Raw genomic sequence first — 26337 nt, 5'->3', positions numbered from 1 at the left:
GCCAATGCCATCTGATTGGAGTTTGATGACCATGAGTGTGGAAACTCAAAAGGAAACCCTGGGCTTCCAGACCGAGGTGAAGCAACTGCTGCACCTCATGATCCATTCGCTGTATTCCAACAAGGAAATTTTCCTTCGCGAATTGATCTCGAACGCCTCTGACGCTGTCGACAAATTACGTTTCGAAGCCCTGGCCAAGCCCGAGCTGCTGGAAGGTGGCGCCGAACTGAAAATCCGCGTGAGCTTCGACAAGGACGCTAAAACCGTCACTCTCGAAGACAACGGTATCGGCATGAGCCGCGAAGATGCGATCACCCACCTGGGCACCATCGCCAAGTCCGGCACCGCCGACTTCATGAAGCACCTGTCTGGCGATCAGAAAAAAGATTCGCACCTGATCGGTCAATTCGGCGTGGGTTTCTACTCCGCATTCATCGTCGCCGACAAAGTCGACGTGTTCAGCCGTCGTGCCGGTGCTGCCGCCAGCGAAGGCGTGCACTGGTCGTCCAAGGGTGAAGGCGATTTCGAAGTCGCGACCATCGAGAAAGCCGAGCGCGGCACTCGCATCGTCCTGCACTTGAAATCCGGCGAAGACGAATTCGCCGATGGCTGGCGCCTGCGTAACATCATCAAGAAGTACTCCGACCACATCGCCTTGCCGATCGAGCTGCCGAAAGAAGTGGCTGCTGCCGAAGGTGAAGAGAAACCGGCCGTTGAATGGGAAACCGTCAACCGCGCCAGCGCTTTGTGGACCCGTCCGCGTACCGAGATCAAGGACGAGGAATACCAGGAGTTCTACAAGCACATCGCCCACGATTTCGACAACCCGCTGAGCTGGAGCCACAACAAGGTCGAAGGCAAGCTCGAATACAGCTCGCTGCTGTACGTGCCGACCCGCGCTCCGTTCGATCTGTACCAGCGTGAAGCGCCGAAAGGCCTGAAGCTCTACGTACAGCGCGTATTCGTCATGGATCAGGCCGAGTCCTTCCTGCCGCTGTACCTGCGCTTCATCAAGGGCGTGGTCGATTCCAACGACCTGTCGCTGAACGTGTCGCGGGAAATCCTGCAGAAAGACCCGATCATCGACTCGATGAAGTCGGCGCTGACCAAGCGCGTGCTGGACATGCTGGAAAAACTGGCGAAAAACGAGCCTGAGCAATACAAGGGCTTCTGGAAAAACTTCGGTCAGGTCATGAAAGAAGGCCCGGCAGAAGATTTCGCCAACAAGGAAAAAATCGCCGGTCTGCTGCGTTTCGCATCGACCCATGGCGACGATGGCGAGCAGGTTGTCGGCCTGGCCGAGTACCTGGCGCGCGCCAAGGAAGGTCAGGACAAGATCTACTACCTGACCGGCGAAACCTATGCGCAGGTCAAGAACAGCCCGCACCTGGAAGTCTTCCGCAAGAAAGGCATCGAAGTGCTGCTGTTGACCGACCGCATCGACGAGTGGCTGATGAGCTACCTCAGCGACTTCGACGGCAAGAGCTTCGTCGACGTGGCGCGCGGTGACCTGGACCTGGGCAACCTGGACTCGGAAGAGGACAAGAAAGCCGCGGAAGAAGTCGCCAAGGCCAAAGAAGGTCTGGTCGAGCGCCTGAAGGCCGCGCTGGGTGAATCCGTTGCGGAAGTCCGGGTGTCCCATCGCCTGACCGATTCCCCGGCGATCCTGGCCATCGGCGAGCAGGACCTGGGCCTGCAGATGCGCCAGATCCTTGAAGCCAGTGGTCAGAAGGTTCCGGATTCGAAGCCGATCTTCGAATTCAACCCGGCTCACCCGCTGATCGAGAAGCTCGACAACGAGCAGAGCGACGAGCGCTTCGGCGACCTGTCGCACATCCTCTTCGATCAGGCGGCCCTGGCGGCAGGTGACAGCTTGAAAGATCCGGCCGCATACGTGCGCCGTTTGAACAAGCTGTTGGTCGAACTATCGGCTTAACTGTGTTGCAGAAAAACCCGCTTCGGCGGGTTTTTTCATTCTGGTGTTCAACAATCAGGAGTCAGAAATGAGCCAAATCACTGTACGTTCCGTTGCCTATCAGATTGATGGTCGGGATTACGAAAGCCGTCTGGCCTTCGACGCCGACCATAAGGGTCCACGCCCGGGTTTGTTGATGGCGCCGAACTGGATGGGCGTCAGCGCCGGTGCCGAGGAGATCGCCAAATCGGTGGCCGCCAAGGGGTATGTGGTGTTGATCGCCGACCTTTACGGGCAATCGGTTCGTCCGACGAACAACGACGAGGCGGGCGCGGCAATGATGCCGTTGAAGAATGACCGTCCGTTGTTGCGCAAGCGCATGCAGGTGGCGTTCGAGCAGTTGCAGAAGCAGGGTGAGGCCCAGATCGATACTTCGAAACTGGCGACCTTCGGTTTTTGCTTCGGTGGTTGCTGTGCTCTTGAGTTCGCCCGTACCGGTGCGCCGGTGAAGGCCGCGGTGTCTTTCCACGGCACGCTGGACACACCGAACCCGGCTGATGCGAACAACATCAAGGGCAAGGTCCTGGTGTTGCACGGTGCCTCTGATCCCCTGGTGCCGAAGGAGCAGTTGCCGGCGTTCGAAGATGAAATGAACGCGGCCGGTGTGGACTGGCAGTTGCTGAGCTACGGCGGTGCGTTCCACTCGTTCACCGACCCGCACGCCAACGTGCCGGGCATGATGATGTATGACGCCAAGATCGCCGCTCGGGCGTTCACGTCGATGCACAATCTGCTGGATGAAGTGTTCAAGGGTTGATCGCAAGCCTGTAGGAGCCGGCTTGCCGGCGATGGCGTTCTCGGGGCCGCCATCGCTGGCAAGCCAGCTCCTACAGTTAACCGAGTCGACCACCATTCCTCTGTGGGAGCGAGCTTGCTCGCGATGGCGATGTAACGGACACCGAAGAGCTTAAGGCAATTCGATCCTCTCACTTTCCCCCGGCACCGTCGGCCAATCCCCGGCCGCCCAGCGCCGACGTGCTTCATCAATTGCCGCCGGATCGCTCGCGACAAAATTCCAGTTGATCCGCCGTGGCCCGTCCAGCGCCGCGCCGCCAAACAACACGGCGTGACTGTCGCTTTCGGCAAACAGCGTCATCTCTTCCCCCGCAGGCAAGACCACCAGCGAATGCGGCTCCACCGGTTCGCCATCCAGCTGCACCTCACCGCTCAAAACATACAACGCACGTTCTTCATGCTCGGTGGGGATCAGCAATGTGGTCGCCGTTTGCAGCTGCAATTCCGCGTACAGCGTAGGAGAAAGCACCGGCACTGGCGATTCCAGGCAAAAGCCCGACCCGGCAATCATGCGAATCTTCACCCCCAGGTTGTCGCTGACCGGCAAGGTCGATGCCGGATGATGGCTGTAATGCCCCGGCCCTTGTTCCTTGTCCTTGGGCGATGCCAGCCAGATCTGTAAACCGTGCATCGTGAAGCCGCTTTCTTTCAGGGCCGCAGGTGTGCGTTCGACGTGGGCAATGGCGCTGCCGGCCGTCATCCAGCTGACATCGCCGGTATCAACGACCTGATCGGAGCCGAGGCTGTCCTTGTGCTGGATTTGCCCCTGGAACAAGTAGGTGAGGGTGGACAGGCCGATGTGCGGATGCTGGCGGATGTTCATACCTTTGCCTGGCGGATAACGGGTTTCCAGCATGTGATCGAAAAACACGAAGGGGCCGACGCTGCGGCACTTGGCGGATGGCAGCGGGCGGAGAATCGGCTGGCCTTCGACATCTTCGGCGCGGGGGCGGATCACGAGTGGAGAGTTCATGGTGCGTTCCAGGCTGGGCGGGTAATGCGTTCGAGCATAACCCGCCTGCGCAAGCCTTGCCGCTATTGGCTGAAGGCGCCTTCGGACAAATGCGTTTCGATGCTGACTTCAGACGTGGTCATCAGCTTGTGGATCGGGCAACGATCGGCCACGCGGTGCAATTCATCGCGCTGGGCGTCGGTGAGCACGCCCTTGAGGGTCAGTTTGACGTGCAGCGCGTATTTGCCTTTTTGCTCTTCACTGTTGTCGCGCTTGACCTCCACACCGACACCGGTCAGTGGGATGTTTTTCTTCCTGGCATACAACTTCAGGGTCAGTGCCTTGCACGCTCCCAGCGCCGCATCGAAATAATCGTGCGGCTCCGGGGCCGAGCCTTCTCCGCCTGCCGTGACGGGCACGTCGGCGAAGAGTTCATGGTCATCGATTTGTACGCTGTGGCGAAAACCTTCGGCGGATACGGTGTTGACGGTGACAGTCATGGCAAACCTCGCAAGCGGCTGGAAATGGCATTCGATCAAAAAAGACCTTGAAGGTATAGAGCCATCACGCTTGTCGGGTGTTCCAATTTTCGCGCCCACAAAAAAGCCCCGCAATGGCGGGGCTTCATGATGTCGATCAGGATCAGCTGCCTTTGACAGCCTTGCCGTTGACCGTGCCGTCCAGGAGCATGATGTTGTACTCCTTGCCGTCGGTTTCGACCTGTTGCAGGCGGACCAGCAGGTAGTCCCAGTCCTTGGCGAACCACATCACGGTGATGCGTTTGCTTTGCGTCGGGTCGCGCACGCGCTCGACCTTGATCGCATCGATCTGGCCGGCCTTGGTGTCGACTTTTTCCGAACCCAGTACGCGGAAGTCATAGGTGTCGACTTCACCGCCATCGACCACTTGATAGCTCATGGTCTTCTTGCCGGCAGCCACATCGTGTTGCAGCGCCAGCTGGTAGGTGGATTTGTCGACCATGCCGCGGTTGAGTGGGAGCTTGACGGCGTCACCGCGATCGGTGCCGGTGACCATCTTGGTGTTCCAGTCGAAATCCAGATCCGCTTTCCTGGCCTTGCCCAGGCCGCCACGTTCAAAGTGGTACGACTGCGGAAGAAGGGTGTCCTTGTCCACGGTCAGGGTGCTTTCCTCGGACAGGCTGGCGATCATCATCGACGCCTTGAAGCTCAGTTTCCATTTGCCGTCGCCGGTTTTTTCCAGGCTGCGCTCGGCGGTGCCGCTCATGGGCAGCTGTTTCCAGTCGGCGGTGTAGCTGGCGGAGAAGGGTTGAAGGTCTGCCGCCTGGGCGAAGGGCAAGGCAAGCAGAGCGCAAGCGAAGAGCAGGGCGCGACGCATAAAATCTCCTAGTTTCGAATCAAGTGGCCGCTGGCCGCGAGTAGCTGTCCATCCAGTAAAGCACCTTGCTCGCCGAGGGCTATACGGCCTTCGGCAAACCAGCGTACGGCCATCGGGTAGATCAGGTGTTCCTGAACATGGACCCGCTGCGCCAGACTCTGCGGCGAATCCTGTAACTCTACCGGTATTACAGCCTGTACGACCAGTGGTCCGCCATCGAGTTCCTCGGTGACGAAGTGCACGGAGCAGCCGTGCTCGGCGTCGCCGGCTTCCAGCGCGCGCTGATGAGTGTGTAACCCTTTGTATTTGGGTAGCAGCGAGGGATGGATATTGAGCAGGCGACCCTGATAGTGGCGCACGAAACCAGCGCTGAGAATGCGCATGAATCCGGCCAGTACCACGAGTTTGGGGTTGAAGGCGTCGATCAGTTCGATCAGCGCGGCGTCGAAGGCCTCGCGACCTTCGAAAGCCTTGTGATCCAGGGTGCGGGTGTCGATACCCGCGTCCCTGGCGCGTTGCAGGCCGTAGGCGTCGGCGCGGTTGGAAATCACCGCAGCGATGCGGACCGGGCTGTCGCCGGTCCGCGTGCTGTCGATCAGGGCCTGCAAGTTACTGCCGGTGCCGGACAACAGCACCACCACATCACAGGTTGCGGACATTAATGAGCCTTAAGGTTCTTCAGTTCTACCTGAGCCGCGCCTTCGGCAGCGGTGGCGATCTGACCGATGACCCAAGGCTGCTCGCCGGCTTCGCGCAGAACGTTCAGCGCGGTTTCAACGTGCTCTTGAGCCACGCAGATGACCATGCCGACGCCGCAGTTCAGCACGCGGTGCATTTCGTTCTCGTCGACGTTGCCTTTCTCTTGCAGCCAGTCGAACACCGCCGGGCGGTTCCAGCTTGCCACGTCAACCACGGCCTGTGCGCCTTTTGGCAGTACGCGCGGGATGTTGTCCAGCAGGCCGCCACCGGTGATGTGGGCCATGGCTTTGACAGCGCCGGTTTCCTTGATCAGCTTGAGCAGCGGCTTGACGTAGATGCGGGTCGGGGCCATCAGCAGGTCGGTCAGCGGCTTGCCGTCGAGCTGGATGTTTTCGATGTCGGCACCGGACACTTCGATGATCTTGCGGATCAGCGAGTAGCCGTTGGAGTGCGGGCCGGAAGACGGCAGGGCGAGCAGGGCATCGCCGGCAGCGACTTTGGAACCGTCGATGATTTCGGATTTTTCCACGACACCGACGCAGAAGCCGGCCAGGTCGTAGTCTTCGCCTTCGTACATGCCAGGCATTTCAGCGGTTTCGCCGCCGACCAGGGAGCAACCCGACAGTTCGCAGCCGGCGCCGATGCCGGTCACGACCTGGGTCGCGGTTTCGACGTTGAGTTTGCCGGTAGCGTAGTAGTCGAGGAAGAACAGCGGCTCGGCGCCACAGACCACCAGGTCGTTCACGCACATGGCAACCAGGTCGATGCCGATGCTGTCGTGCTTGTTCAGGTTCAGTGCCAGGCGCAGCTTGGTGCCGACGCCGTCAGTGCCGGAAACCAGCACAGGCTGCTTGTAGCCGGCCGGGATTTCGCAGAGGGCGCCGAAACCGCCCAGGCCGCCCATGACTTCCGGGCGCGCAGTGCGCTTGGCGACGCTCTTGATGCGTTCGACCAATGCTTCACCGGCGTCGATGTCTACACCGGCGTCCTTGTAGCTCAGGGAGGGTTGCTTGCTCATGATCCAGGCCTTTAGGGGGGATTCAGGGGTAACGACCGAGTTCAGCGGGGCCGCCGAAATCGACGAAGGCGATTGCCTCACGCGAATTTCGAGGGTGCCCGGCTGTTGCCGGTCTGCGAAGGCGCGCGATTTTATCAGGCTTGAGCCGCAGCGGCCATCCTCAGGCCGACAGCAGGGCCATATCCGTTCAAAAAAAACCGTCGATGCGCGGTGTCGGTGGCATCCTGCATGGCTGTATAAGGTATCGCGATTAACCGTCTATCGTTATGACAGTGCGAAAACTTACCCGGGACGCGTGAATGTTTTGCGTCGGGCGATGGTCACAGCCTTGCTCGATCGTCTTCATGCGGTCTGTTCCAGCCGCTCTTGTCGTCAGGAATCTTCCATGCGTTTTTGTAAATTCTTGCTTGTGGGTTGTTTGTCATGGGTCAGTCTGGTTTGCCATGCCGAAACCGTCAAAGGCCTTTATCAGGTGCGCGAGCCGGTGAATGGCCAGTCGCCCGAGGAGCGTGAACAGGCGACCATACGCGCGTTGGACACGTTGGTGCTGCGCCTGACCGGCGACCCCAAGGCCGCTCAAAGTCCGGGGCTGGCCGCGATTCGCAAAGACCCGCAACAGATCATCAGCCAATACGGCTTCGAAGCCGGGCCGCCGGAAGTCCTGAAAGTCGATTTCGATCCCGGCACCACCGAGCAAGCCTTGCGCCGCGCCGGCCTGGCCATGTGGGGGGCCAATCGGCCGTCGATCCTCGGATGGTGGCTGAACGATTCCACCGAGGGTTCAAGCCTGGTCGGCGACGGTCAGGCCAGCGCGGTGCCGCTGCGTCGGGCGGCGCAACACCGTGGCTTGCCATTGCGTTTGCCGTTGGCGGACCTGAACGAGCAGATCGTCGCGACCGCGCCGAATCTTGAGGGCACGGATCCCGCGCCGTTGCAGGCGGCATCGGAACGCTACAACGCCGACGCCCTGCTTGCTGTACACGCCAAGGAAGAGGGCGGGCAGTGGCAGGCCAAGTGGCAATTGTGGCTGGGGGATAAAAAAGAGGCCGGCACCGTGCAGGGCGCCGATCAGGCCGCCGTGGCCGATGCGGTGATGCTGGCGGTCAACGAGCGCCTGGCGCCGCGGTTCGTCGCCAAGCCTGGTGCTTCGAGCGCGCAATTGCTGGAAGTGCAGGGCATGAACCTTGAGCATTATGCGTCCCTTGGCCGCTTGCTGGAGCCATTCGGCGGGCGTGTGCAAAGCGTCGACGGCGACCGGATCGTCTACCGGGTCAATGGCAGTACCGAGCAGTTGCGTGCACAACTGTCGCTGGCAAGGCTGCAGGAAACACCGGCGGGTCAAACCCCGGCTCCGGCCGTGCCGGTTCAGCCTGCCGTCCCTGGTGCCGCGCCTGCCCCGGCACCGGCCCCGACACCGCAACTGCGTTTTCGCTGGTAGTTTTTCTTTCTTTATATAGAAGCAATGGAGTGGTTCATGGCCGATTCGCGGCGTTGGTTCTGGCTCGGTGGGGTGGTCCTGCTTTGCGCGTTTGTATGGTTGTTGCATCCGATCCTGACGCCGTTCCTGGTGGCGCTGCTGTTGGCTTACCTCTTCGACCCGCTGGTGGATCGACTGGAGAAGGCGGGGCTGTCGCGAACCTGGGGTGTAGTGGCGGTGTTTACGCTGTTTACCCTGATCTTTACCGCGCTGCTGCTGGTCCTGGTGCCGCTGCTCGCTCGCCAGCTGTTTCGTTTGTATGAGTTGGCCCCGCAGATGCTCGATTGGCTGCAGCACACGGCGTTGCCCTGGGCGCAATCGAAGTTCGGCCTGTCGGAAGGCTTCTGGAAGTTCGACAAGCTCAAGGCGGCCATCAGCGAGCATATGAGTCAGACCACCGATGTTGTCGGGGTGGTGCTCAGTCATGCTACGGCCTCGGGCCTTGCATTGATTGGCTGGCTGGCGAATCTGGTGTTGATTCCGGTGGTGAGCTTCTACCTGTTGCGCGATTGGGACCTGATGATGGCCAAGATCCGCAGCTTGCTGCCCCGCGATCGTGAAGAGCGTGCGGTGTCGCTGGCAGGTGAATGCCATGAGGTGCTCGGGGCCTTCGTTCGCGGACAGCTGCTGGTCATGGTGGCCCTGGGAGTGATCTACGCGGCCGGCCTGATGCTGGTCGGGCTGGAGCTGGGCTTGCTGATCGGCCTGATTGCAGGGCTGGCGGCGATCGTGCCGTACATGGGATTTATCATCGGTATCGGCGCGGCGCTGATTGCAGGGCTGTTCCAGTTTGGTGGCGATCTGTACCCGATGCTCGGCATTGTCGCGGTGTTCATGGTCGGCCAGGCGCTGGAGGGCATGGTGCTGACGCCGTTGCTGGTCGGTGACCGGATCGGCCTGCACCCGGTGGCGGTGATTTTCTCGATCCTGGCCGGGGGCGAGCTGTTTGGCTTCACCGGTGTGCTACTGGCATTGCCGGTCGCCGCGGTGATCATGGTGCTGGTGCGTCATGTGCATGATTTGTATAAGGACTCCGAGATCTACGGCGGGGTCGACGAGGTGGAGCTGTAAGGGGTGTCGACGGACGCTTGCCGGCTGCCCGGGTTCACGCCGGGTCAGCCTGTTTGCATCGGGTGACTGTCACATGCGCCGCCAAAGAAACTGTCATAAAACCGGTGCATTAACGCAAACCTTTGATTTTGCTTGTGGTCTGTCGCATTGTGCGGCCCGCTTCACGGGTATAAACTTCGCAAACTTTACACAGAGGCCACTAACGGTTCCTTTGGAACTGTTCAGTCAGCATGAAACCGATTCAGCTGCCCCTAGGTGTGCGTCTGCGTGACGACGCCACCTTTATCAACTACTACCCAGGCGCCAATGCCGCTGCACTCGGCTATGTCGAGCGGCTATGCGAAGCCGACGCCGGCTGGACCGAAAGCCTGATCTATCTTTGGGGCAAGGATGGAGTAGGGCGTACGCACCTGTTGCAGGCTGCCTGCCTGCGCTTCGAGCAATTGGGCGAGCCTGCGGTGTACCTGCCGCTGGCCGAGCTGCTCGATCGCGGCATTGAGATCCTCGATAACCTTGAACAGTACGAACTGGTCTGTCTCGATGACTTGCAGGCGGTTGCCGGCAAGGCGGACTGGGAAGAGGCGCTGTTCCACCTGTTCAATCGCCTGCGCGACAGCGGCCGGCGCTTGTTGATTGCCGCGTCGACATCCCCGCGCGAGTTGCCGGTGAAGCTGGCGGACCTCAAGTCGCGCCTGACCCTGGCCTTGATCTTCCAGATGCGCCCGCTGTCCGACGAGGACAAACTGCGTGCCCTGCAATTGCGCGCCTCCCGTCGCGGGCTGCACCTGACCGACGAGGTCGGGCATTTCATCTTGACCCGCGGTACCCGCAGCATGAGTGCGCTGTTCGAGTTGCTCGAGCGTCTCGACCAGGCCTCCCTCCAGGCTCAGCGCAAGCTGACGATCCCGTTTCTGAAAGAAACCCTCGGCTGGTAACCCCGCTGAAACCGTTGGTTTTAATGGGTTTGGCATATTTCAGGCGCCAGAAATCCCGCTTTCCTGCCAGGTTGCAGGCTGCGCACATATTTAAAATAGGCTTAAGCGCTTAGATGTAATCGAGAAACCGGGAAGTCACAAAAAGTTCGATTGAATTTGCAAATGGGTTTGATAGCGGGCATAGTCTCGACTTCTTTACAACTTCAGCCACGGTCGTGCCCATGCTAAATCGCTTCGCACCCCTCGTGCCTCTCGCACTCGTCACCCTGCTGTTCGGTTGCGCTGCCCACACTCCAGTGGTCCAGCAAGCTCCGCAACCGCAGGTGCAAAACTCGGTTACCGCCCAGTCTTCCACTCTCTTTCAGGAAGAGCTGGCTACCGAAAAGGAACTCGCCGACTTCGCTGGCGGCAAGTCCTACCAGCTTCCGGTCCTGGCCGACAGCATCCTCGAACGTGGCATGTCCCTGATCGGTACCCGTTACCGTTTCGGCGGTACTTCTGAAGCCGGCTTCGACTGCAGCGGTTTCATCGGCTACCTGTTCCGCGAAGAAGCGGGCATGAACCTGCCACGCTCCACCCGCGAAATGATCAACGTGGACGCTCCGCTGGTCTCGCGCAGCAAGCTTGAGCCGGGTGACCTGCTGTTCTTCGCAACCAACGGCCGTCGCGGTCGCGTCAGTCATGCCGGGATCTACCTGGGTGACAACCAGTTCATCCACTCCAGCAGCCGCCGTAGCGGTGGTGTGCGCATCGACAGCCTGGGTGACAGCTACTGGAGCAAGACCTTCATCGAAGCCAAGCGCGCCCTGGCAATGGCACCTAACGCGTCGCCAATCGTCACCGCTCGCAAATAAGCGCACAGTTTGTAAGGCAAACTTAAAGTCTTACTTGAAGTTTGCCATATAACCGCTAGAATCCTGATATATGAATGATGGCAAACCGCCTGCGCCCCGCGCAGGCGGTTTTCTTTTCTGCATTCCCGGCAGAAAACGCCGCAGCCAGATCAGGATGCTCTGCTTATGACGACGTCGGCCCGCCTCGCAATCATGTTCTTCGCAGCGCTGCTCAGTGCCTGCGCCAGCCGTACACCGCCACCTGCACCGGTGGTTCGCGCCCCCATCGTGTTTGGCTCCCCGCAAGCATTTTCGCCCGAGGCGGAAGACGTGCTGTTTCGCGCGCTCGGCCTGGTGGGCACCCCTTATCGCTGGGGTGGCAATACGCCGGATTCCGGATTTGATTGCAGCGGCCTGATCGCCTACGTGTACCGCGATGTCGCCGGTATTTCCTTGCCGCGCACCACTCGCGAGATGATCTCCATGCAGGCGGCGAACGTTGGCAAGGAAGGCCTGCAAACCGGTGACCTGCTTTTCTTCGCCACCAATGGCGGCTCCCAGGTCAGCCATGCCGGTATCTACGTGGGAGAAGGGCGCTTCGTCCACGCGCCGGCCACTGGCGGCACGGTGAAACTTGACAGTCTGTCCAAGAATTATTGGCAAAAAGCCTATCTTAGCGCCAAGCGTGTTCTGCAGCCTGAGCATCTGGCACGCAACCCGTAGCGTCTGGAGCTGTTGTTCGAACTGACGGGCGCCAGGCGCTTGCTCGAAGTCGGCACCTGCGCCATCCAGGCGCTCAGTCGTGCCTTGAGGAGCGATGCAAGGGTGGATTTGTCGTTATTGCCGTTAGGCGACGGATTGACGTTGTATCGTAAACGCCAAGTGTCCTTGTGAAAAAAACAGCTCCCTTCGGCAGCTCCCACGCTGCGTGAGCTGGATACCATGCTGGCGCCCAAAGTGCTTTGATACAAAGCGCGCTGCCTTTTCGTATTTGTTGCATTCCTTCCTTCTGCCCCGCTCGCTAGATTGCGCTTATCCAGCAGTCCGGTCGTCTTGGTTCGAGCTGCAATCACCGAAAATACAAAGAGCAGTACATGAAAAAGACACTGACCCTACTTGGCAGCGCATTCCTTCTCGCGGGAGCGACTTGTGCTTTCGCTGCCTCCAGTACGAACCTGACGGTCACCGGCATCATCACTCCGGTTGCGTGTACACCGAGCCTGTCGAACGGCGGTCTCGTGTACAACGGCAAGATCTCGGCAGGGGACCTCAATCCAACCAGGTCGACTCTAGTCGGCAAGCACCCCCTGCAATTGACCGTGGCTTGTGATGCACCAGCTCGGTTCGCACTGGACCCCATCGATAATCGTGCCGGTACGGGAATAGTGTCGGGTATGTTTGGCCTGGGATTGACCGACGATGGGGAAAAACTGGGGTACGTTCAGGTGGCGGTCAAAAACGCTTTGGCGGATGGGCAGCCGGCACAGGCGATCGATTCCGACGACGGCGGTGCGACCTGGAACAGAACTCCGGTCACCAGCCCCGGGTACCTTCTGTCAGTTGGTTCGGCCACCGACTCTAGTGTGCCGATTGCGGTGGCAGACCTCACGATGGATTTCGAGGTGTGGACCCTCATCGCCCCCGCCGACAGCCTGACCCTGACCGACGAAGTCGTCATGGACGGCTCGGCGACATTTGAAATGAAGTACCTGTAAGTCCCCGGTGCTGAACCAGTCACGGTGTCAAAACCGCTGACTGGTTCACCGCTGACTGTCATTTCTCCAGAGCATCCACCGGTAGCTGCCGACACCGCACTTTTTTCGTTCATCTGGCCGCCGACACCCGCCACACCTTGTTCCCCACATCATCGGCCACCAGCAGATCGCCCTGCTGGTCGATCACCACGCCTACCGGTCGGCCCATGGCTTGTTCCTTGTCGTTGAGGAAGCCGGTGAGTACTTCAACCGGTTTCCCCGCAGGTTTGCCAGCGCTGAACGGCACGAAAATCACTTTGTAGCCGCTGTGGGGCTTGCGGTTCCACGAGCCGTGCTGGCCGATGAACGCGCCTTGGGTGAACGGTGCCGGCAGCTTGCTGTTTTGCGCAAAGGTCAGCCCCAGTGACGCCGTGTGCGGGCCGACGGCGTAGTCCGGGGCGATGGCCTTGGCCACCAGTTCGGGGTTTTGCGGCTCGACACGAATATCGACATGCTGGCCGTAGTAACTGAAGGGCCAGCCATAGAAGCCGCCGTCCTTGACCGAGGTGATGTAGTCTGGCACCAGGTCGCTGCCGATTTCATCCCGTTCGTTGACCGCGGTCCATAGCGCGCCAGTGCTCGGCTCCCAGGCCATTCCGTTGGGGTTGCGCAGGCCGGAGGCGAAGATCCGGTGCTGCCCGGTGGCACGGTCCACTTCCCAGATCGCGGCGCGACCTTCTTCCTTGTCCATGCCGTTTTCCGCGACGTTGCTGTTGGAACCCACGGTGACGTAGAGCTTGCTGCCGTCCTTGCTGGCGATGACGTTTTTGGTCCAGTGGTGATTCAGCGGGCCACCCGGCAGGTCGATCACCTTGATCGGTGGAGATTTGATCTGCGTATCGCCATTTTCATAGTGAAAGCGCACAAGGCGATCGGTATCGGCCACGTACAGGTCATTGCCGACCAGCGTCATGCCAAAGGGTGAATTGAGGTTTTGCACAAACACCGTGCGGGTTTCCGCGACGCCATCGTGGTCCTTGTCGCGCAGCAGGGTGATGCGGTTCGGGCTCGGCACCGTAGCCCCGGCACGGCCCATGACTTTTTTCATCACCCAGCCGCGAATGCCTTTGCCGTCCTCGGGTTTGGGCGGTGCGTTGGTTTCCGCCACCAATACGTCGCCATTGGGCAGCACATAAAGCCAGCGCGGGTGATCCAGGTCTTCGGCAAACGCTGCCACTTGAGTACCCGTGGCAGCGACGGGTTTCGCACCCTGCGGCCAGCCGATGGCCGGTGCGATGTTCAGGGTCGGAACCAGGGTCTTGTTGGGTTCGGGCAGTTGAGGTGACGGGCCGGTGCCGTCGGAGACTTGCAGTCTGGAGGTCTCACCACAAGCGGCAAGCCCTCCGGAGAGCGCGATAACGAGAACGAGCGGGATCGTGCGCATGCTGATGTTCCCTATGAATGCCTTGTTCTAATCATAGAGAAGCGTTGCCGTGCGATGGTTCAACCCTTAGCCGCGTGCTTCCTTGAACAGCACGGCAATGCCTGGGTGATAGTTGCCGGCTTCGTTGCGCAACTTGCGGTAGGCATACGGGAAATACCAGGCGACCGCGCAGGTGTGTTCCTTTTGCAGGTCGTCGACCATGTCCTGCAGTTCTTCCGGTGTTGCGCCTTGCTGGGCTTTTTGCGGGGCGACGAACAGGCAACCGAGTTTCAGGTCGCTGGCGTGGCTCAGGCGCTTCGCATCGCTGGCGATGTCGAGCAGGGCCTGGGTCAGGTTGAGGCTGTTGACCCGTGGCCAGCGTTGGCTGGTCTGGATGTAGGCGCGGGTTTCGGCCGAGGCGAGGAGCAGGTCGGCGCGGCTGTTGCGTTCGCCTTCTTCGGTCTGTTTGCGGGTGGGCGTCTGTTGCAGCGTGACCATCTCGGCCATCCAGGCGGCGGCGGACAGCAGTCCGAGATTGGCTTTTTCGTCGTGCCAGTAGGGTGTGTCGCCATCACCGCGAACGGCGTTGTAGCGGTCGATGCATTCGAACCAGCGCTCGAGCACCGGGCGCAGGAATTCCAGCTTTGGATTGCTGATGATCATGCCTTGCATGGGCTCACCCTTATTATTGTGTTGTGAGGTTGTGGCTCTTTGATATCACTGCTGAGGGCGAGGCACAAGATTGACGTCAGTTTTTTGATTGACGACAGTTATTCGGCCGCTGGCCGCCCGGCTTTAATTGACGCTCCACCCCCAACCCTCTAACCTTCGCGGCTTGTTTCAGGTGCTCTGTGACTTGGGTCGACAGAGTGAAACAGGGAAGCCGGTGAGCGAGTCCTTCTGTTGGTCGAAGGCCTGCAATTCCGGCGCTGCCCCCGCAACGGTAAATGAGTGAAAGCTGTGTCTATGCCACTGTGTCGATTCGATGCGGGAAGGCGCACAGTCTGGCCCCGCGGCCACTCATGAGCCCGGAGACCGGCCTGATTCATCCAGCGGCATCACGGTGGGCGATGCCAGGCTTGTTGCCTTCTATTCTTGTGCCTGCCCGCCGTTATTCCTGCCTCAACGGAGAGCTCCCCCATGACTGATACCCCCGATCGTGATGAACGCCACCTGGCGCGCATGCAGCGCAAAAAAGCCGTGATCGACGAGCGCATCGCCAATTCCCCGAACGAGTGTGGCCTGTTGCTGGTGCTGACCGGCAACGGCAAAGGCAAGAGCAGTTCGGCCTTCGGCATGCTTGCCCGCGCCATGGGGCACGGCATGCAATGCGGCGTGGTGCAGTTCATCAAGGGCCGCAACAGCACGGGCGAAGAGTTGTTCTTCCGACGCTTTCCCGAGCAGGTGCGTTTTCATGTGATGGGCGAAGGTTTTACCTGGGAAACCCAGGATCGCCAGCGCGACATCGCCGCCGCCGAAGCTGCCTGGGCTGTGTCGCAGCAGCTGTTGCGCGACCCGTCCATTGGTCTGGTAGTGCTCGATGAGCTGAACATCGCCCTCAAGCATGGCTACCTCGACCTCGATCAGGTACTCAGCGACTTGCAGGCCCGGCCGCCGATGCAGCACGTGGTGGTCACCGGCCGTGCCGCCAAGCCGGAAATGATCGAGATGGCCGACACCGTCACCGAAATGGGTGTGATCAAACACGCCTTCCAGGCCGGGATCAAAGCGCAGAAAGGCGTCGAGCTGTGAGCCGCACTCTATGAATAGCCCTCGTCAATGTCCGGCGGTACTGATTGCCGCGCCGGCTTCCGGCCAGGGCAAGACCACCGTCACCGCCGCCTTGGCCCGATTGCACCGCAATCAGGGGCGCAAGGTCCGCGTGTTCAAGTGCGGCCCCGATTTTCTCGATCCGATGATCCTTGAGCGCGCCAGCGGTGCACCGGTGTATCAACTGGACATGTGGATGGTCGGCGAGCGGGAGAGTCGCCGCCTGTTGTGGGAAGCCGCGGCTGAAGCCGACCTGATCCTGATCGAAGGCGTCATGGGGCTGTTCGACGGTACGCCGTCGAGCGCCGATCTGGCGCGGCATTTCGGTGTGCCGGTGCTGGGTGTGATCGATGGCACCGCCATGGCCCAGACCTTTGGCGCACTCGCTCTGGGGCTGGCGCGTTATCAGCCGGACCTGCCGTTCGCCGGCGTGCTGGCCAATCGCGTCGGCACGCTGCGCCACGCGCAACTGCTCGAAGGCAGCCTGACCGAAGGGTTGCGCTGGTACGGCGCGCTGTCCCGGGAGACCGGGATCGAACTGCCGAGCCGGCACCTGGGGCTGGTGCAGGCCAGTGAGTTGAACGATCTCGACCTGCGCCTCAATGCGGCAGCCGATGCCCTGGCCAGCAGCTGCGAGGTTGCGTTGCCCCCGGCAGTCGAATTCGCCGCGCCTGATGTCATCACGGCCGAACCGCTGCTGGCCGGTGTGCGCATTGCCGTTGCCCGGGATGAAGCCTTTGCATTCACCTACGGCGCGAGTCTGGACCTGCTGCGGGCGATGGGTGCCGAACTACGGTTTTTCTCGCCGATCCGTGATGCGCAATTGCCGGAGGCAGACAGCTTGTATCTGCCGGGCGGTTATCCGGAATTGCACCATGTGGCTCTCTCGCAAAACACGTCGATGCTGAACGCAATTCGCGCGCACCACGCAGCGGGCAAACCTTTGCTGGCCGAATGCGGCGGCATGCTTTATCTGCTCGATTCGTTGACCGATGTCGAGGGCGCTCGTGCGGAGCTGGTCGGTTTGTTGAACGGTGATGCGGTGATGCAAAAACGCCTCGCCGCGCTGGCGTTGCAAGCGGTGGAACTGCCGGAAGGTTCGCTGCGCGGGCACACCTATCACCATTCGCTGACCACCACCGAACTGGTGCCGATTGCCCGTGGCCTGAGCCCCAACGGCGGGCGAGGAGCGGAGGCGGTCTACCGTGAGGGACGGATGACTGCCTCATACGTGCACTTTTATTTTCCGTCGAATCCCGCGGCTGTCGCTGCATTGTTTGCGCCAGACCGTAAGGCCGCCTTCGCTGGCAAGCCAGCTCTTACAAAGGATCACCTAAACCCTGTGGGAGCGGGCTTGCCCGCGAAGAGGCCATGACCGACACCGCATTCTCCGAAGCCGAGCGCGCAGCGGTCTACCGCGCCATCGCCGAACGCCGCGACATGCGCCACTTCAGTGGCGGCACCGTCGAGCCCGAATTGCTGCGGCGCCTGCTCGAGGCCGCACATCAGGCGCCCAGTGTCGGCCTGATGCAGCCCTGGCGCTTCATTCGCATCAGCGATCGCGCCTTGCGCGGGCAAATCCAGCAGTTGGTGGAAGAGGAGCGCATCCGCACCGCCGAAGCCCTCGGCGAGCGCAGCGATGAGTTCATGAAGCTCAAGGTCGAAGGCATCAACGATTGCGCCGAGGTACTGGTCGCCGCCCTGATGGACGACCGCGAGCAGCACATCTTCGGCCGCCGCACCTTGCCGGAAATGGACATGGCTTCGCTGTCCTGTGCGATCCAGAACCTGTGGCTGGCGTCCCGCGCCGAAGGGCTGGGCATGGGTTGGGTGTCGCTGTTCGAGCCGCAAGCGCTGGCCGATCTGTTGCGGTTGCCAGCAGGCGCCAAACCGCTCGCGGTGCTGTGCCTGGGGCCTGTCAAAGAATTTTATCCGGCGCCGATGCTGGTGCTCGAAGGCTGGGCGCAGGCGCGTCCGCTACATGAATTGCTGTACGAAAATTATTGGGGAGTGAGTCAATGAGTGTGGCGTTGTTGAGTGTCGCCGCGGTTGCGCTGGATGCGCTGCTGGGCGAACCCAAACGCTGGCATCCGCTGGTGGCGTTCGGCCGATTTGCCGAGCGCATCGAGCAACGTTTCAACGGCGGTGGTCGCGGCTGGCGCAGCCATGGCGTCACCGCGTGGGTGATCGCCGTGTTGCCGCTGGTGCTGTTGGCCACGGCATTCTCCTGGGCGCCCTACGTTGGCTGGATCGTCGAGATTCTCGCGCTCTATTGCGCCCTCGGCATGCGCAGCCTCGGTGAACACGTCACGCCTGTGGCCCAGGCTTTGCGCGGCGATGATCTTGATGAGGCACGCAAACGCGTGAGTTATCTGGTCAGCCGCAAAACCAGTGATCTGGATGAAACCGAAGTCGCCCGTGCCGCCACCGAGTCGGTGCTGGAGAACGGTAGCGACGCGGTGTTCGCGGCGTTGTTCTGGTTTGCCGTGGCCGGTGCGCCGGGCGTGGTTCTTTACCGCCTGAGCAACACCCTGGATGCGATGTGGGGTTATCGCAACGAGCGCTTCGAACGGTTCGGCTGGGCAGCGGCGAAGATCGACGACGTGCTCAATTACATTCCCGCGCGCCTGGTGGCACTGACTTACGCGTTGCTGGGCAAAACCCGGCTGGCGTTGAAGTGCTGGCGCACCCAGGGCCCGAGCTGGGACAGCCCGAACGCCGGCCCGGTGATGGCGGCTGGGGCGGGGGCCCTGGGCGTCGAATTGGGCGGGGCGGCGATTTATCACGGCGAACTGCATCAACGTCCGCAGTTGGGCGAAGGCGTGCCGGCGGATGCCGACGCCATTGACCGGGGCTGGCAATTGGTCCAGCGCGGGGTATGGTTATGGCTGCTGATTCTCTGCCTGGGGGCCGAATTTTATGCTTGAGCACGGTGGGCGATTGCGCAAGGCAGCGCTCGAGTACGGCATAGATGAGGCCGACTGGCTGGACCTGTCCACGGGCCTGGCACCCTGGCCGTTCCCGGTGCCGGAGATTCCGCTGCGGGCCTGGGCCCGTTTGCCGGAGACGGACGACGGCCTGGAGCAGGCCGCGTGTGATTACTACGGGACTTTGCAGGCGCTACCGGTGGCCGGCTCGCAAATGGCGATCCAGCTGCTGCCGCGATTGCGTCGGGCTGGCAAGGTCGGCGTGTTGTCGCCCTGTTATGCCGAGCACGCTGAAGCGTGGCGGCGCAACGGCTACATCGTGCGTGAAGTGCTGGAGCAGGAAGTCGACTTCTTTCTCGACAGCCTCGACGTGCTGGTGGTGGTCAATCCGAACAACCCCACGGGCCTGAGCCTGACGCCCAGTCGCCTGCTCGACTGGCACGCGCGGCTGGCCCAGCGCGGTGGCTGGCTGGTGGTGGACGAAGCGTTCATGGACAACACGCCGCAACTGAGCCTGGCGCCGTTTGCCCATCAAGTCGGGCTGATCGTCTTGCGCTCCTTCGGCAAGTTTTTCGGCCTGGCCGGTGTGCGCCTGGGGTTTGTGCTGGCCGAACGCAAGTTGCTCAAGCTGCTGGCTGAACAAGTGGGGCCGTGGGCCGTGAGCGGGGCCACCCGGGTCGTGGGCCAGGCCTGCTTGCGCGATACCCAGGGGCAGGCGCGGCAACGGGCACGCACCGACGAGGCCGGCGCACGCCTGGCGACGCTGCTGGAACAACACGGGTTCCAGCCCCAGGGCGGTTGTGCGCTGTTCCAGTGGCTGATCACCGAGCGCGCCGAAGCGCTGCATGAATTCATGGCCCGGCGCGGCATTCTCCTGCGGTTGTTCACGCACAACAGCAGCCTGCGATTCGGCTTGCCCGGTGACGAAGCCGCCTGGGCGAGACTGGCGCAGGCGTTCGAAGATTTTGCCAAGGAAAACCAATGACCACGCTGATGGTGCAGGGCACCACCTCGGATGCCGGCAAAAGCACGCTGGTGACCGCACTCTGCCGTTGGGCTACGCGCCAGGGCGTCAGGGTCGTGCCCTTCAAGCCGCAGAACATGGCCCTCAACAGTGCGGTGACCGCCGACGGCGGCGAGATCGGCCGCGCCCAGGCGGTACAGGCCCAGGCCGCGCACCTCGAGCCACACACCGACATGAACCCGGTATTGCTCAAGCCCAACAGCGACACCGGTGCCCAGGTGATCATCCATGGCCGCGCCGTCACCACCATGAACGCCGTCGCCTATCACGACTACAAAACCATCGCCATGCAAGCGGTGCTGGCCTCCCACGAGCGTTTGAGCGCGGGGTATCCGCTGGTGATGGTCGAGGGCGCTGGCTCGCCGGCGGAAATCAATTTGCGCGCCGGCGACATCGCCAACATGGGCTTCGCCGAGGCGGTGGACTGCCCGGTGGTGCTGATCGCCGATATCAATCGCGGCGGAGTTTTCGCCCATTTGGTCGGTACGTTGGAACTGCTGTCGCCGAGTGAGCAGGCGCGGGTCAAAGGCTTCATCATCAATCGATTTCGTGGCGACCTCGCGTTGCTGCAACCCGGCCTCGACTGGCTCGAAGAGCGCACCGGCAAACCGGTGATCGGCGTGCTGCCGTATGTGATGGACCTGCACCTGGAGGCCGAGGACGGCATCGACCAGCGCCAGACCGATAAGGCCGAACAGGTGCTGAAGGTAGTGGTGCCGGTGCTGCCGCGCATCAGCAATCACACCGACTTCGATCCGCTGCGCCTGCATCCGCAGGTGGACCTGCAGTTCGTCGGTCCCGGCCAGGCGATTCCACCCGCCGACCTGATCATCCTGCCCGGTTCGAAAAGCGTGCGCAGCGACCTCGCGTACCTGCGCGCCAATGGCTGGGAAACCGCGATCGCCCGGCATCTGCGTTACGGCGGAAAACTGCTGGGGATTTGTGGCGGCCTGCAGATGCTCGGTGAGCAGGTGCATGACCCGCTGGGGCTCGAAGGCGCGCCCGGTTCCAGTGCCGGCCTGGGCTTGCTGGCGTTCCAGACCCGCCTCGAACAAGAGAAGCAGTTGCGCAACGTGCGTGGTCGCCTGGCGCTGGAAGACGCACCGGTATCAGGCTATGAAATTCATGCCGGCGTGACCAGCGGACCGGCGCTGGAACAGGCCGCCGTGCATCTGGATGACGGCCGTTGCGATGGTGCACAAAGTGCCGACGGGCAGATCTTCGGCACCTACCTGCATGGCTTGTTCGAATCGCCGGCAGCATGCAGCGCGTTGCTGCGCTGGGCCGGGTTGGAGGATGTGCAGGCCGTGGATTACCACGCCTTGCGCGAGCGTGATATCGAGCGGCTGGCGGACCTGGTGGAGAAGCATCTGGATACCGGGCTGTTGCGGCAGCTCTGCGGGATTTAGGCTGGTTTTGCCGGCCCCATCGCGAGCAAGCTCGCTCCCACATTGGAACGCGGTCAACTGTGGGAGCGAGCTTGCTCGCGATGAGGCCAGGCGCTTCACCGAAGACTTTAAGGAATAAACCATGCTTCAACTGATCCTCGGCGGCGCCCGCTCCGGCAAGAGTCGCCTCGCTGAAAAACTCGCCATCGACAGCGCCCTGGCCGTGACCTACATCGCCACCAGCCAGCCACTGGACGGTGAAATGAACGAGCGGGTCGCTCATCACCGCGCCCGTCGCCCTGCAGAATGGGCACTGATCGAAGAGCCACTGGAACTGGCCCGCGTACTGCGTGAAAACGCCCGTGCCGACCACTGCCTGTTGGTGGATTGCCTGACCCTGTGGCTGACCAATCTGCTGATGCTCGACGATCCCGCGCGCTTGCAAGCCGAACGTGACGCCCTGCTGGACTGCCTGGCGTCGCTGCCGGGTGAAATCATTTTTGTCAGCAACGAGACCGGAATGGGTGTCGTGCCGCTGGGCGAATTGACTCGCCGCTATGTCGATGAAGCCGGTTGGCTGCATCAAGCTCTGGCTGAGCGCTGCCAGCGTGTCGTCCTGACCGTCGCCGGCCTGCCCCTGACTCTGAAAGGAACTGCGTTATGACTCAATCCTGGTGGCTGAACCCGTGCAAACCGGTCGATACCCAAGCGGTCGAACAGGCCCGGGCGCGGCAGCAGCAACTGACCAAGCCAGCCGGCTCCCTCGGTCAACTTGAATCGGTGGCGGTGCAACTGGCGGGTTTGCAGGGGCGGGTCAAGCCGAGCCTGGAGCAGGTGTGGATCGCGATTTTTGCCGGTGACCACGGCGTCGTTGCCGAGGGCGTGTCGGCGTTTCCCCAGGAAGTCACCGGGCAGATGCTGCTCAACTTCGTCAGCGGCGGCGCAGCGATCAGTGTGCTGGCGCGGCAACTGGGTGCTTCCCTTGAGGTGGTCGATCTCGGCACGGTAACGCCGTCGCTGGATCTGCCGGGCGTGCGTCACTTGAACCTTGGCCCGGGCACGGCGAATTTTGTCCAGGGCCCGGCCATGACCGAGGCCCAGGGGCAGCTAGCCTTGCAGGCCGGCCGCGACAGCGTGCTGCGGGCAAAGGCCGACGGTGCGCAGTTGTATATCGGTGGCGAAATGGGCATCGGCAACACCACCGCTGCCAGCGCCCTGGCCTGTGCCTTGCTCGAATGCCCGGTGGACCATTTGACCGGGCCCGGCACCGGGCTCAACGCCGCAGGTGTCAGCCACAAGGCCCAGGTGATCGGGCGCGCGCTGACGCTACACGGTGCGCAGCGTGGCGATGCCTTGCAGACCCTGTTCAACCTCGGTGGCTTTGAGATTGCCGCGCTGGTCGGTGCCTGTCTTGCCTGTGCCCAGGAAGGTGTCGCGGTGCTGGTGGACGGCTTCATTTGCAGCGTCGCGGCATTGGTGGCGGTGCGCTTGAATCCTGAGTGTCGGCAGTGGCTGTTGTTCGGTCATCGCGGCGCCGAGCCGGGGCATCGGCATGTGCTGGAAACCCTGAATGCGCAGCCGTTGCTCGATCTCGGCCTGCGTCTGGGTGAAGGCAGTGGCGCGGCGTTGGCAGTGCCGCTGCTGCGCCTGGCGTGTGACCTGCACGGGCAGATGGCGACCTTCGCCGAAGCCGCCGTGGCGGATCGTCCGGCATGACCTTGCGCCTGGACCTGCTGCGTCACGGTGAAACCGAACTCGGCGGCGGCCTGCGCGGCAGCATCGATGATGCGTTGACCGACACGGGCTGGGCGCAGATGCGCGCCGCCGTGGTCGGGCAGGGGCCGTGGGATCGGCTGGTCAGTTCACCCTTGCAGCGTTGTGCACGGTTTGCCGAGGAACTCGGTGCGCAACTGGCTGTGCCGGTGCAGCTGGATAAAGACCTGCAAGAGTTGCATTTCGGCGCCTGGGAAGGGCAGAGCGCGGCGGCGTTGATGGAAACCGACGCGCAGGCGCTGGGCTTGTTCTGGGCCGATCCCTATTCGTTCACGCCGCCCCGGGGCGAGCCGGTTGTGGACTTCTCGGCGCGGGTGCTGGCCGCGCTGGAGCGGCTGCACACGACCTATGCCGGTGAGCGCATTCTGCTGATCAGCCACGGCGGTGTGATGCGCCTGTTGCTGGCGCAAGCGCGCGGGCTGCCGCGAGAACAACTGCTCAACGTTGAGGTCGGGCATGGCGCACTGTTTTCGCTGACGCTGGAGCCCGCTGGCCTGTTGAAGGAAGTGCTCTGACCATGTTGTCATTCTGGATCGCCCTGCAATTTCTCAGCAGCCTGCCGATTCGCCTGCCTGGTATGCCTGAGCCTCGGGAGCTGGGGCGGTCACTGCTGTTTTATCCGCTGGTGGGATTGCTCTTTGGCGCCATTCTGTGGGCATGCAACTGGCTGCTGCTGGGTACGCCAACGTTGTTGCACGCGGCGTTGCTGCTGAGTGTCTGGGTACTGCTCAGCGGCGGCTTGCATCTCGATGGCCTGGCGGACAGCGCCGATGCCTGGCTCGGCGGTTTTGGCGACCGCGAGCGCACGCTGACCATCATGAAAGACCCGCGCAGCGGGCCGATCGCCGTGGTGACGCTGGTGCTGGTGTTGTTGCTCAAGTTCACCGCGCTGCTGGCGCTGATCGAGCAACAGCACTCGCTTGCCTTGGTCATCGTGCCGTTGATCGGTCGCGGCGCCTTGCTCGGTTTGTTCCTGACTACACCCTATGTGCGTGCGGGTGGGCTGGGTCAGGCATTGGCCGATCATCTTCCGCGCTCGGTGGGCAGGCAGGTGTTGGCGGTCAGTGCACTGGCTTGTGTGTTGATCGCCGGTTTGAGTGGCGTGTTGGCGGTGGTGCTGGCCGTTCTTGGATTTGCCTGGCTACGGCAGGTGATGCTGCGGCGCCTGGGCGGCACGACGGGGGATACGGCAGGGGCGATGCTGGAGTTGATCGAGGTCGGGGTGCTGGTTGGTTTGGCGTTGGCTTGAGGGTGGTGGTGAATGTGCTGGCCTCTTCGCGGGCAAGCCGGCTCCCACATTGGAATGCGATCAACTGTGGGAGCGGGCTTGCTCGCGAAGACTTTCTGCAGAACACTGCTAACCCTCATGTAACTTGATTTAACCGACTCGCGGGTATATACACGCACCATGCTCGATTCCCAATGTTTATGCATCAACCTGCGACGCGCCGCCCGTGGCGTCAGCAGGCATTACGACGGCGCTCTCGATGGCTTCGGGATCAACGTTGCGCAGTATTCTTTGCTGTGCAATCTGCAGCGTCTGGATCAGCCAAGCATTTCGACCCTGGCCGAGGCCATGGGCCTGGATCGCAGCACGCTTGGGCGCAACCTGCGGGTGCTGGAGGGGGAAGGCCTGGTGACGCTGGTCGAGGGTGAGGACATGCGTAATCGCATCGTCCTGCTGACCGAGGCGGGGGCGGAGCGCCTGACGGCCGCCTTGCCGGCCTGGGAAGCCGCGCAGCAGCGCTTGATCGATCGCCTGGGGGCCGAGAAGCGCGAAATCTTATTGAAGCTGCTGGACGAACTGGCGTGACGCCGGTTTTTCCGATTTTAAGCGGGTATATACCCGCTACCGGAGAACAACAATGACATCGATGTGGCGTACGTGCGGTTGGGTTCTGTTGGGGAGTGCGCTGATCCTGGCGCTGTCCCTGGGGGTGCGGCATGGCTTCGGGCTGTTCCTGGCGCCGATGAGCGCGGAGTTCGGCTGGGGTCGTGAAGTCTTTGCCTTCGCCATCGCCTTGCAGAACCTGATCTGGGGCCTCGCCCAGCCGTTTACCGGCGCCCTGGCTGACCGCTTCGGCGCGGCGAAAGTGGTGCTGATCGGTGGCGTCCTGTACGCAGTCGGACTGATTTGCATGGGGCTCTCCGACTCGGCGGTGACCCTGTCCCTGAGCGCCGGCCTGCTGATCGGCATCGGACTGTCCGGTACCTCGTTCTCGGTGATTCTGGGGGTGGTCGGCCGCGCTGTACCGGCGGAAAAACGCAGCATGGGCATGGGGATCGCCAGTGCCGCCGGCTCGTTCGGCCAGTTCGCGATGTTGCCCGGCACGCTCGGCCTGATCGGATGGCTTGGCTGGTCCGCCGCGCTGCTGGCGCTGGGCTTGCTGGTGGCGTTGATCGTGCCGCTGGTGAGTATGCTCAAGGACAAGCCGCTGCCCGTCCTCGGCCACGAACAAACCCTGGGCGAAGCGCTGCGCGAGGCCTGCTCGCACTCCGGATTCTGGCTGCTGGCGTTCGGCTTTTTTGTCTGCGGCTTCCAGGTGGTGTTCATCGGTGTGCACCTGCCAGCCTATCTGGTGGATCAACACCTCCCGGCGACGGTCGGCACCACGGTGCTGGCGCTGATCGGCCTGTTCAACATTTTCGGCACCTATACCGCCGGGTGGCTCGGCGGGCGCATGTCCAAGCCGCGCTTGCTCACCGCTCTGTATTTGTTGCGGGCAGTGGTCATTGGTTTGTTTCTGTGGGCGCCGGTGACCACGACCTCGGCCTATCTGTTCGGCATGGCCATGGGCTTTTTGTGGCTGTCGACGGTGCCGTTGACCAACGGTACGGTGGCGACCTTGTTTGGTGTGCGAAACCTGTCCATGCTCGGTGGGATTGTTTTCCTGTTTCACCAGCTCGGTGCGTTCCTCGGTGGCTGGCTGGGCGGCGTGGTGTACGACCGAACCGGCAGCTATGACTTGATCTGGCAGGTCGCGATTCTGCTGAGCCTGTTGGCCGCCGCCCTGAACTGGCCGGTGCGTGAGCGGCCGGTGGCGCGCCTGCAAACACAAGTGAGTGCGACATGAACAGACTTTGGCCCCGGATCACGGTTCTCGCTGTCTGCGCGCTTCTGCTCGCCCTGGTGTGGTGGGGCTGGCATCAGGGCGGGCTGGCGCTGATGCAGTTGGGCATGAGCATCTGCTAGCAGCAGGCTTGCTAGCAAGCGGGGATGGCGAGTA

At 61.9% G+C, this 26337-nt stretch carries 28 protein-coding genes, 1 pseudogene and 1 riboswitch; of the genes and pseudogenes, 22 read left to right on the top strand and 7 right to left on the bottom strand.

All coding sequences use genetic code 11. The features are described 5' to 3' along the window. Positions 1-31: 31 nt before the first annotated feature. Together htpG and EI969_RS25385 are read left to right on the top strand one after the other, a co-directional pair. Positions 32-1936 (top strand): molecular chaperone HtpG, encoded by a 1905-nt coding sequence (gene htpG, locus EI969_RS25390; RefSeq protein WP_160390184.1) that lies wholly within the window; start codon positions 32-34, stop codon positions 1934-1936. 67 nt (positions 1937-2003) lie between these two features. After that, entirely contained in the window at positions 2004-2732 is a 729-nt protein-coding gene (locus tag EI969_RS25385; protein ID WP_160390183.1) for a dienelactone hydrolase family protein, read from the top strand. A gap of 150 nt (positions 2733-2882) precedes the next feature. Here the strand turns inward: EI969_RS25385 and EI969_RS25380 are convergent, their stop codons facing one another. The 5 genes from EI969_RS25380 to purM all read right to left on the bottom strand — a co-directional run bounded on the left by EI969_RS25380 (position 2883) and on the right by purM (position 6795). Further along, on the bottom strand, positions 2883-3743 hold the full coding sequence (locus tag EI969_RS25380; RefSeq protein ID WP_160390182.1) for a pirin family protein: 861 nt from the start codon (positions 3741-3743) through the stop codon (positions 2883-2885). A gap of 62 nt (positions 3744-3805) precedes the next feature. Beyond that, a complete protein-coding gene (locus tag EI969_RS25375; RefSeq protein ID WP_160390181.1) occupies positions 3806-4222 on the bottom strand; it encodes an OsmC family protein in 417 nt (138 codons plus the stop codon). A gap of 142 nt (positions 4223-4364) precedes the next feature. Next, positions 4365-5078 (bottom strand): DUF3108 domain-containing protein, encoded by a 714-nt coding sequence (locus tag EI969_RS25370; protein ID WP_160390180.1) that lies wholly within the window; start codon positions 5076-5078, stop codon positions 4365-4367. Positions 5079-5086: 8 nt separating this feature from the next. Next, on the bottom strand, positions 5087-5737 hold the full coding sequence (gene purN, locus EI969_RS25365; RefSeq protein WP_160390179.1) for a phosphoribosylglycinamide formyltransferase: 651 nt from the start codon (positions 5735-5737) through the stop codon (positions 5087-5089). Further along, positions 5737-6795, bottom strand: coding sequence for a phosphoribosylformylglycinamidine cyclo-ligase (gene purM / locus EI969_RS25360; RefSeq protein ID WP_008033526.1), 1059 nt, complete (start codon positions 6793-6795; stop codon positions 5737-5739). Before purM ends, purN begins: the two co-directional genes overlap by 1 nt. Before the next feature lie 385 nt (positions 6796-7180). Between purM and EI969_RS25355 the strand changes: the two genes are divergently transcribed. The 7 genes and pseudogenes from EI969_RS25355 (at position 7181) to EI969_RS25325 (ending at position 12826) form a co-directional block, all read left to right on the top strand. Beyond that, positions 7181-8233 carry a DUF2066 domain-containing protein gene (locus EI969_RS25355; RefSeq protein ID WP_160390178.1) on the top strand — a complete coding sequence of 351 codons (1053 nt, stop codon included), beginning with the start codon at positions 7181-7183 and terminating at the stop codon, positions 8231-8233. Positions 8234-8269: 36 nt separating this feature from the next. After that, positions 8270-9343, top strand: coding sequence for an AI-2E family transporter (locus tag EI969_RS25350; protein WP_160390177.1), 1074 nt, complete (start codon positions 8270-8272; stop codon positions 9341-9343). Positions 9344-9573: 230 nt separating this feature from the next. Beyond that, the gene (gene hda, locus EI969_RS25345) at positions 9574-10278 is read left to right on the top strand and encodes a DnaA regulatory inactivator Hda (RefSeq protein WP_007898944.1); all 705 of its coding nucleotides are present in this window, start codon (positions 9574-9576) and stop codon (positions 10276-10278) included. 221 nt (positions 10279-10499) lie between these two features. Beyond that, on the top strand, positions 10500-11132 hold the full coding sequence (locus tag EI969_RS25340) for a C40 family peptidase (RefSeq protein ID WP_150715613.1): 633 nt from the start codon (positions 10500-10502) through the stop codon (positions 11130-11132). A 165-nt stretch (positions 11133-11297) separates the two neighbouring features. After that, on the top strand, positions 11298-11834 hold the full coding sequence (locus EI969_RS25335) for a C40 family peptidase (protein ID WP_150715614.1): 537 nt from the start codon (positions 11298-11300) through the stop codon (positions 11832-11834). A gap of 54 nt (positions 11835-11888) precedes the next feature. Then, positions 11889-12005 (top strand): annotated as a pseudogene (locus EI969_RS25330) (hypothetical protein); the annotation flags it as partial. A gap of 200 nt (positions 12006-12205) precedes the next feature. After that, a complete protein-coding gene (locus EI969_RS25325) occupies positions 12206-12826 on the top strand; it encodes a DUF1120 domain-containing protein (RefSeq protein ID WP_160390176.1) in 621 nt (206 codons plus the stop codon). A gap of 109 nt (positions 12827-12935) precedes the next feature. On the opposite strand, the gene EI969_RS25320 is transcribed toward EI969_RS25325, so the two are convergent. Together EI969_RS25320 and EI969_RS25315 are read right to left on the bottom strand one after the other, a co-directional pair. Then, complete coding sequence (locus EI969_RS25320; RefSeq protein WP_160390175.1) at positions 12936-14249, bottom strand: sorbosone dehydrogenase family protein; 1314 nt, start codon at positions 14247-14249, stop codon at positions 12936-12938. A 66-nt stretch (positions 14250-14315) separates the two neighbouring features. Beyond that, positions 14316-14900: a hypothetical protein gene (locus tag EI969_RS25315; RefSeq protein ID WP_160390174.1), complete on the bottom strand. Its 585-nt coding sequence runs from the start codon at positions 14898-14900 to the stop codon at positions 14316-14318. A 153-nt stretch (positions 14901-15053) separates the two neighbouring features. After that, a riboswitch (cobalamin riboswitch) is annotated at positions 15054-15287 on the top strand. Positions 15288-15368: 81 nt separating this feature from the next. Here EI969_RS25315 and cobO point away from each other — a divergent pair. The 13 genes from cobO to EI969_RS30685 all read left to right on the top strand — a co-directional run bounded on the left by cobO (position 15369) and on the right by EI969_RS30685 (position 26303). Further along, positions 15369-15980 (top strand): cob(I)yrinic acid a,c-diamide adenosyltransferase, encoded by a 612-nt coding sequence (gene cobO / locus EI969_RS25310; RefSeq protein ID WP_057715808.1) that lies wholly within the window; start codon positions 15369-15371, stop codon positions 15978-15980. Between the two features lie 10 nt (positions 15981-15990). Beyond that, entirely contained in the window at positions 15991-17373 is a 1383-nt protein-coding gene (locus tag EI969_RS25305; RefSeq protein WP_160390173.1) for a cobyrinate a,c-diamide synthase, read from the top strand. Continuing rightward, positions 17370-18020, top strand: coding sequence for a 5,6-dimethylbenzimidazole synthase (gene bluB, locus EI969_RS25300; RefSeq protein ID WP_160390172.1), 651 nt, complete (start codon positions 17370-17372; stop codon positions 18018-18020). The genes EI969_RS25305 and bluB overlap by 4 nt, the downstream gene beginning before the upstream one ends. Then, a complete protein-coding gene (cbiB, locus tag EI969_RS25295) occupies positions 18017-18925 on the top strand; it encodes an adenosylcobinamide-phosphate synthase CbiB (protein WP_160390171.1) in 909 nt (302 codons plus the stop codon). Before bluB ends, cbiB begins: the two co-directional genes overlap by 4 nt. Beyond that, positions 18918-19910 (top strand): threonine-phosphate decarboxylase CobD, encoded by a 993-nt coding sequence (cobD, locus tag EI969_RS25290; protein ID WP_160390170.1) that lies wholly within the window; start codon positions 18918-18920, stop codon positions 19908-19910. Before cbiB ends, cobD begins: the two co-directional genes overlap by 8 nt. Next, a complete protein-coding gene (locus tag EI969_RS25285; RefSeq protein WP_160390169.1) occupies positions 19907-21358 on the top strand; it encodes a cobyric acid synthase in 1452 nt (483 codons plus the stop codon). Before cobD ends, EI969_RS25285 begins: the two co-directional genes overlap by 4 nt. A 121-nt stretch (positions 21359-21479) precedes the next feature. Further along, entirely contained in the window at positions 21480-22001 is a 522-nt protein-coding gene (cobU, locus tag EI969_RS25280) for a bifunctional adenosylcobinamide kinase/adenosylcobinamide-phosphate guanylyltransferase (protein ID WP_160390168.1), read from the top strand. Then, a complete protein-coding gene (gene cobT, locus EI969_RS25275) occupies positions 21998-23053 on the top strand; it encodes a nicotinate-nucleotide--dimethylbenzimidazole phosphoribosyltransferase (protein WP_160390167.1) in 1056 nt (351 codons plus the stop codon). The genes cobU and cobT overlap by 4 nt, the downstream gene beginning before the upstream one ends. Continuing rightward, the gene (gene cobC, locus EI969_RS25270) at positions 23050-23625 is read left to right on the top strand and encodes an alpha-ribazole phosphatase family protein (protein WP_160390166.1); all 576 of its coding nucleotides are present in this window, start codon (positions 23050-23052) and stop codon (positions 23623-23625) included. Before cobT ends, cobC begins: the two co-directional genes overlap by 4 nt. Before the next feature lie 2 nt (positions 23626-23627). Next, positions 23628-24359, top strand: a complete 732-nt coding sequence (locus EI969_RS25265) for an adenosylcobinamide-GDP ribazoletransferase (protein ID WP_160390165.1) — start codon at positions 23628-23630, stop codon at positions 24357-24359. A 159-nt stretch (positions 24360-24518) separates the two neighbouring features. After that, the gene (locus tag EI969_RS25260) at positions 24519-24923 is read left to right on the top strand and encodes a MarR family winged helix-turn-helix transcriptional regulator (RefSeq protein WP_160390164.1); all 405 of its coding nucleotides are present in this window, start codon (positions 24519-24521) and stop codon (positions 24921-24923) included. 52 nt (positions 24924-24975) lie between these two features. Continuing rightward, on the top strand, positions 24976-26184 hold the full coding sequence (locus EI969_RS25255; RefSeq protein WP_160390163.1) for an MFS transporter: 1209 nt from the start codon (positions 24976-24978) through the stop codon (positions 26182-26184). Further along, positions 26181-26303, top strand: coding sequence for a hypothetical protein (locus EI969_RS30685; RefSeq protein ID WP_256678363.1), 123 nt, complete (start codon positions 26181-26183; stop codon positions 26301-26303). The genes EI969_RS25255 and EI969_RS30685 overlap by 4 nt, the downstream gene beginning before the upstream one ends. The last annotated feature ends 34 nt before the right edge of the window (positions 26304-26337 follow it).

Source organism: Pseudomonas sp. PB101 (assembly GCF_009764265.1).
Classification (GTDB): Bacteria; Pseudomonadota; Gammaproteobacteria; order Pseudomonadales; family Pseudomonadaceae; genus Aquipseudomonas.
The sequence above is the reverse complement of the archived record's forward strand: the minus strand, read 5'-3'. Positions and strand labels throughout refer to the sequence as shown.

What these genes read in the sequence shown, in the direction of transcription:
- EI969_RS25315 (WP_160390174.1), bottom strand. Translation starts at nt 14,900, where the DNA reads ATGCAAGGCATGATCATCAGCAATCCAAAGCTGGAATTCCTGCGCCCG.
- EI969_RS25350 (WP_160390177.1), top strand. Translation starts at nt 8,270, where the DNA reads ATGGCCGATTCGCGGCGTTGGTTCTGGCTCGGTGGGGTGGTCCTGCTT.
- cbiB (WP_160390171.1), top strand. Translation starts at nt 18,017, where the DNA reads ATGAGTGTGGCGTTGTTGAGTGTCGCCGCGGTTGCGCTGGATGCGCTG.
- EI969_RS25385 (WP_160390183.1), top strand. Translation starts at nt 2,004, where the DNA reads ATGAGCCAAATCACTGTACGTTCCGTTGCCTATCAGATTGATGGTCGG.
- EI969_RS25340 (WP_150715613.1), top strand. Translation starts at nt 10,500, where the DNA reads ATGCTAAATCGCTTCGCACCCCTCGTGCCTCTCGCACTCGTCACCCTG.
- EI969_RS25380 (WP_160390182.1), bottom strand. Translation starts at nt 3,743, where the DNA reads ATGAACTCTCCACTCGTGATCCGCCCCCGCGCCGAAGATGTCGAAGGC.
- EI969_RS25260 (WP_160390164.1), top strand. Translation starts at nt 24,519, where the DNA reads ATGCTCGATTCCCAATGTTTATGCATCAACCTGCGACGCGCCGCCCGT.
- cobU (WP_160390168.1), top strand. Translation starts at nt 21,480, where the DNA reads ATGCTTCAACTGATCCTCGGCGGCGCCCGCTCCGGCAAGAGTCGCCTC.
- cobT (WP_160390167.1), top strand. Translation starts at nt 21,998, where the DNA reads ATGACTCAATCCTGGTGGCTGAACCCGTGCAAACCGGTCGATACCCAA.
- EI969_RS25375 (WP_160390181.1), bottom strand. Translation starts at nt 4,222, where the DNA reads ATGACTGTCACCGTCAACACCGTATCCGCCGAAGGTTTTCGCCACAGC.
- purN (WP_160390179.1), bottom strand. Translation starts at nt 5,737, where the DNA reads ATGTCCGCAACCTGTGATGTGGTGGTGCTGTTGTCCGGCACCGGCAGT.
- EI969_RS25255 (WP_160390163.1), top strand. Translation starts at nt 24,976, where the DNA reads ATGACATCGATGTGGCGTACGTGCGGTTGGGTTCTGTTGGGGAGTGCG.
- EI969_RS25325 (WP_160390176.1), top strand. Translation starts at nt 12,206, where the DNA reads ATGAAAAAGACACTGACCCTACTTGGCAGCGCATTCCTTCTCGCGGGA.
- purM (WP_008033526.1), bottom strand. Translation starts at nt 6,795, where the DNA reads ATGAGCAAGCAACCCTCCCTGAGCTACAAGGACGCCGGTGTAGACATC.
- EI969_RS25265 (WP_160390165.1), top strand. Translation starts at nt 23,628, where the DNA reads ATGTTGTCATTCTGGATCGCCCTGCAATTTCTCAGCAGCCTGCCGATT.
- EI969_RS25370 (WP_160390180.1), bottom strand. Translation starts at nt 5,078, where the DNA reads ATGCGTCGCGCCCTGCTCTTCGCTTGCGCTCTGCTTGCCTTGCCCTTC.
- cobO (WP_057715808.1), top strand. Translation starts at nt 15,369, where the DNA reads ATGACTGATACCCCCGATCGTGATGAACGCCACCTGGCGCGCATGCAG.
- bluB (WP_160390172.1), top strand. Translation starts at nt 17,370, where the DNA reads ATGACCGACACCGCATTCTCCGAAGCCGAGCGCGCAGCGGTCTACCGC.
- EI969_RS25285 (WP_160390169.1), top strand. Translation starts at nt 19,907, where the DNA reads ATGACCACGCTGATGGTGCAGGGCACCACCTCGGATGCCGGCAAAAGC.
- EI969_RS25335 (WP_150715614.1), top strand. Translation starts at nt 11,298, where the DNA reads ATGACGACGTCGGCCCGCCTCGCAATCATGTTCTTCGCAGCGCTGCTC.
- EI969_RS25305 (WP_160390173.1), top strand. Translation starts at nt 15,991, where the DNA reads ATGAATAGCCCTCGTCAATGTCCGGCGGTACTGATTGCCGCGCCGGCT.
- EI969_RS30685 (WP_256678363.1), top strand. Translation starts at nt 26,181, where the DNA reads ATGAACAGACTTTGGCCCCGGATCACGGTTCTCGCTGTCTGCGCGCTT.
- cobD (WP_160390170.1), top strand. Translation starts at nt 18,918, where the DNA reads ATGCTTGAGCACGGTGGGCGATTGCGCAAGGCAGCGCTCGAGTACGGC.
- htpG (WP_160390184.1), top strand. Translation starts at nt 32, where the DNA reads ATGAGTGTGGAAACTCAAAAGGAAACCCTGGGCTTCCAGACCGAGGTG.
- EI969_RS25355 (WP_160390178.1), top strand. Translation starts at nt 7,181, where the DNA reads ATGCGTTTTTGTAAATTCTTGCTTGTGGGTTGTTTGTCATGGGTCAGT.
- cobC (WP_160390166.1), top strand. Translation starts at nt 23,050, where the DNA reads ATGACCTTGCGCCTGGACCTGCTGCGTCACGGTGAAACCGAACTCGGC.
- hda (WP_007898944.1), top strand. Translation starts at nt 9,574, where the DNA reads ATGAAACCGATTCAGCTGCCCCTAGGTGTGCGTCTGCGTGACGACGCC.
- EI969_RS25320 (WP_160390175.1), bottom strand. Translation starts at nt 14,249, where the DNA reads ATGCGCACGATCCCGCTCGTTCTCGTTATCGCGCTCTCCGGAGGGCTT.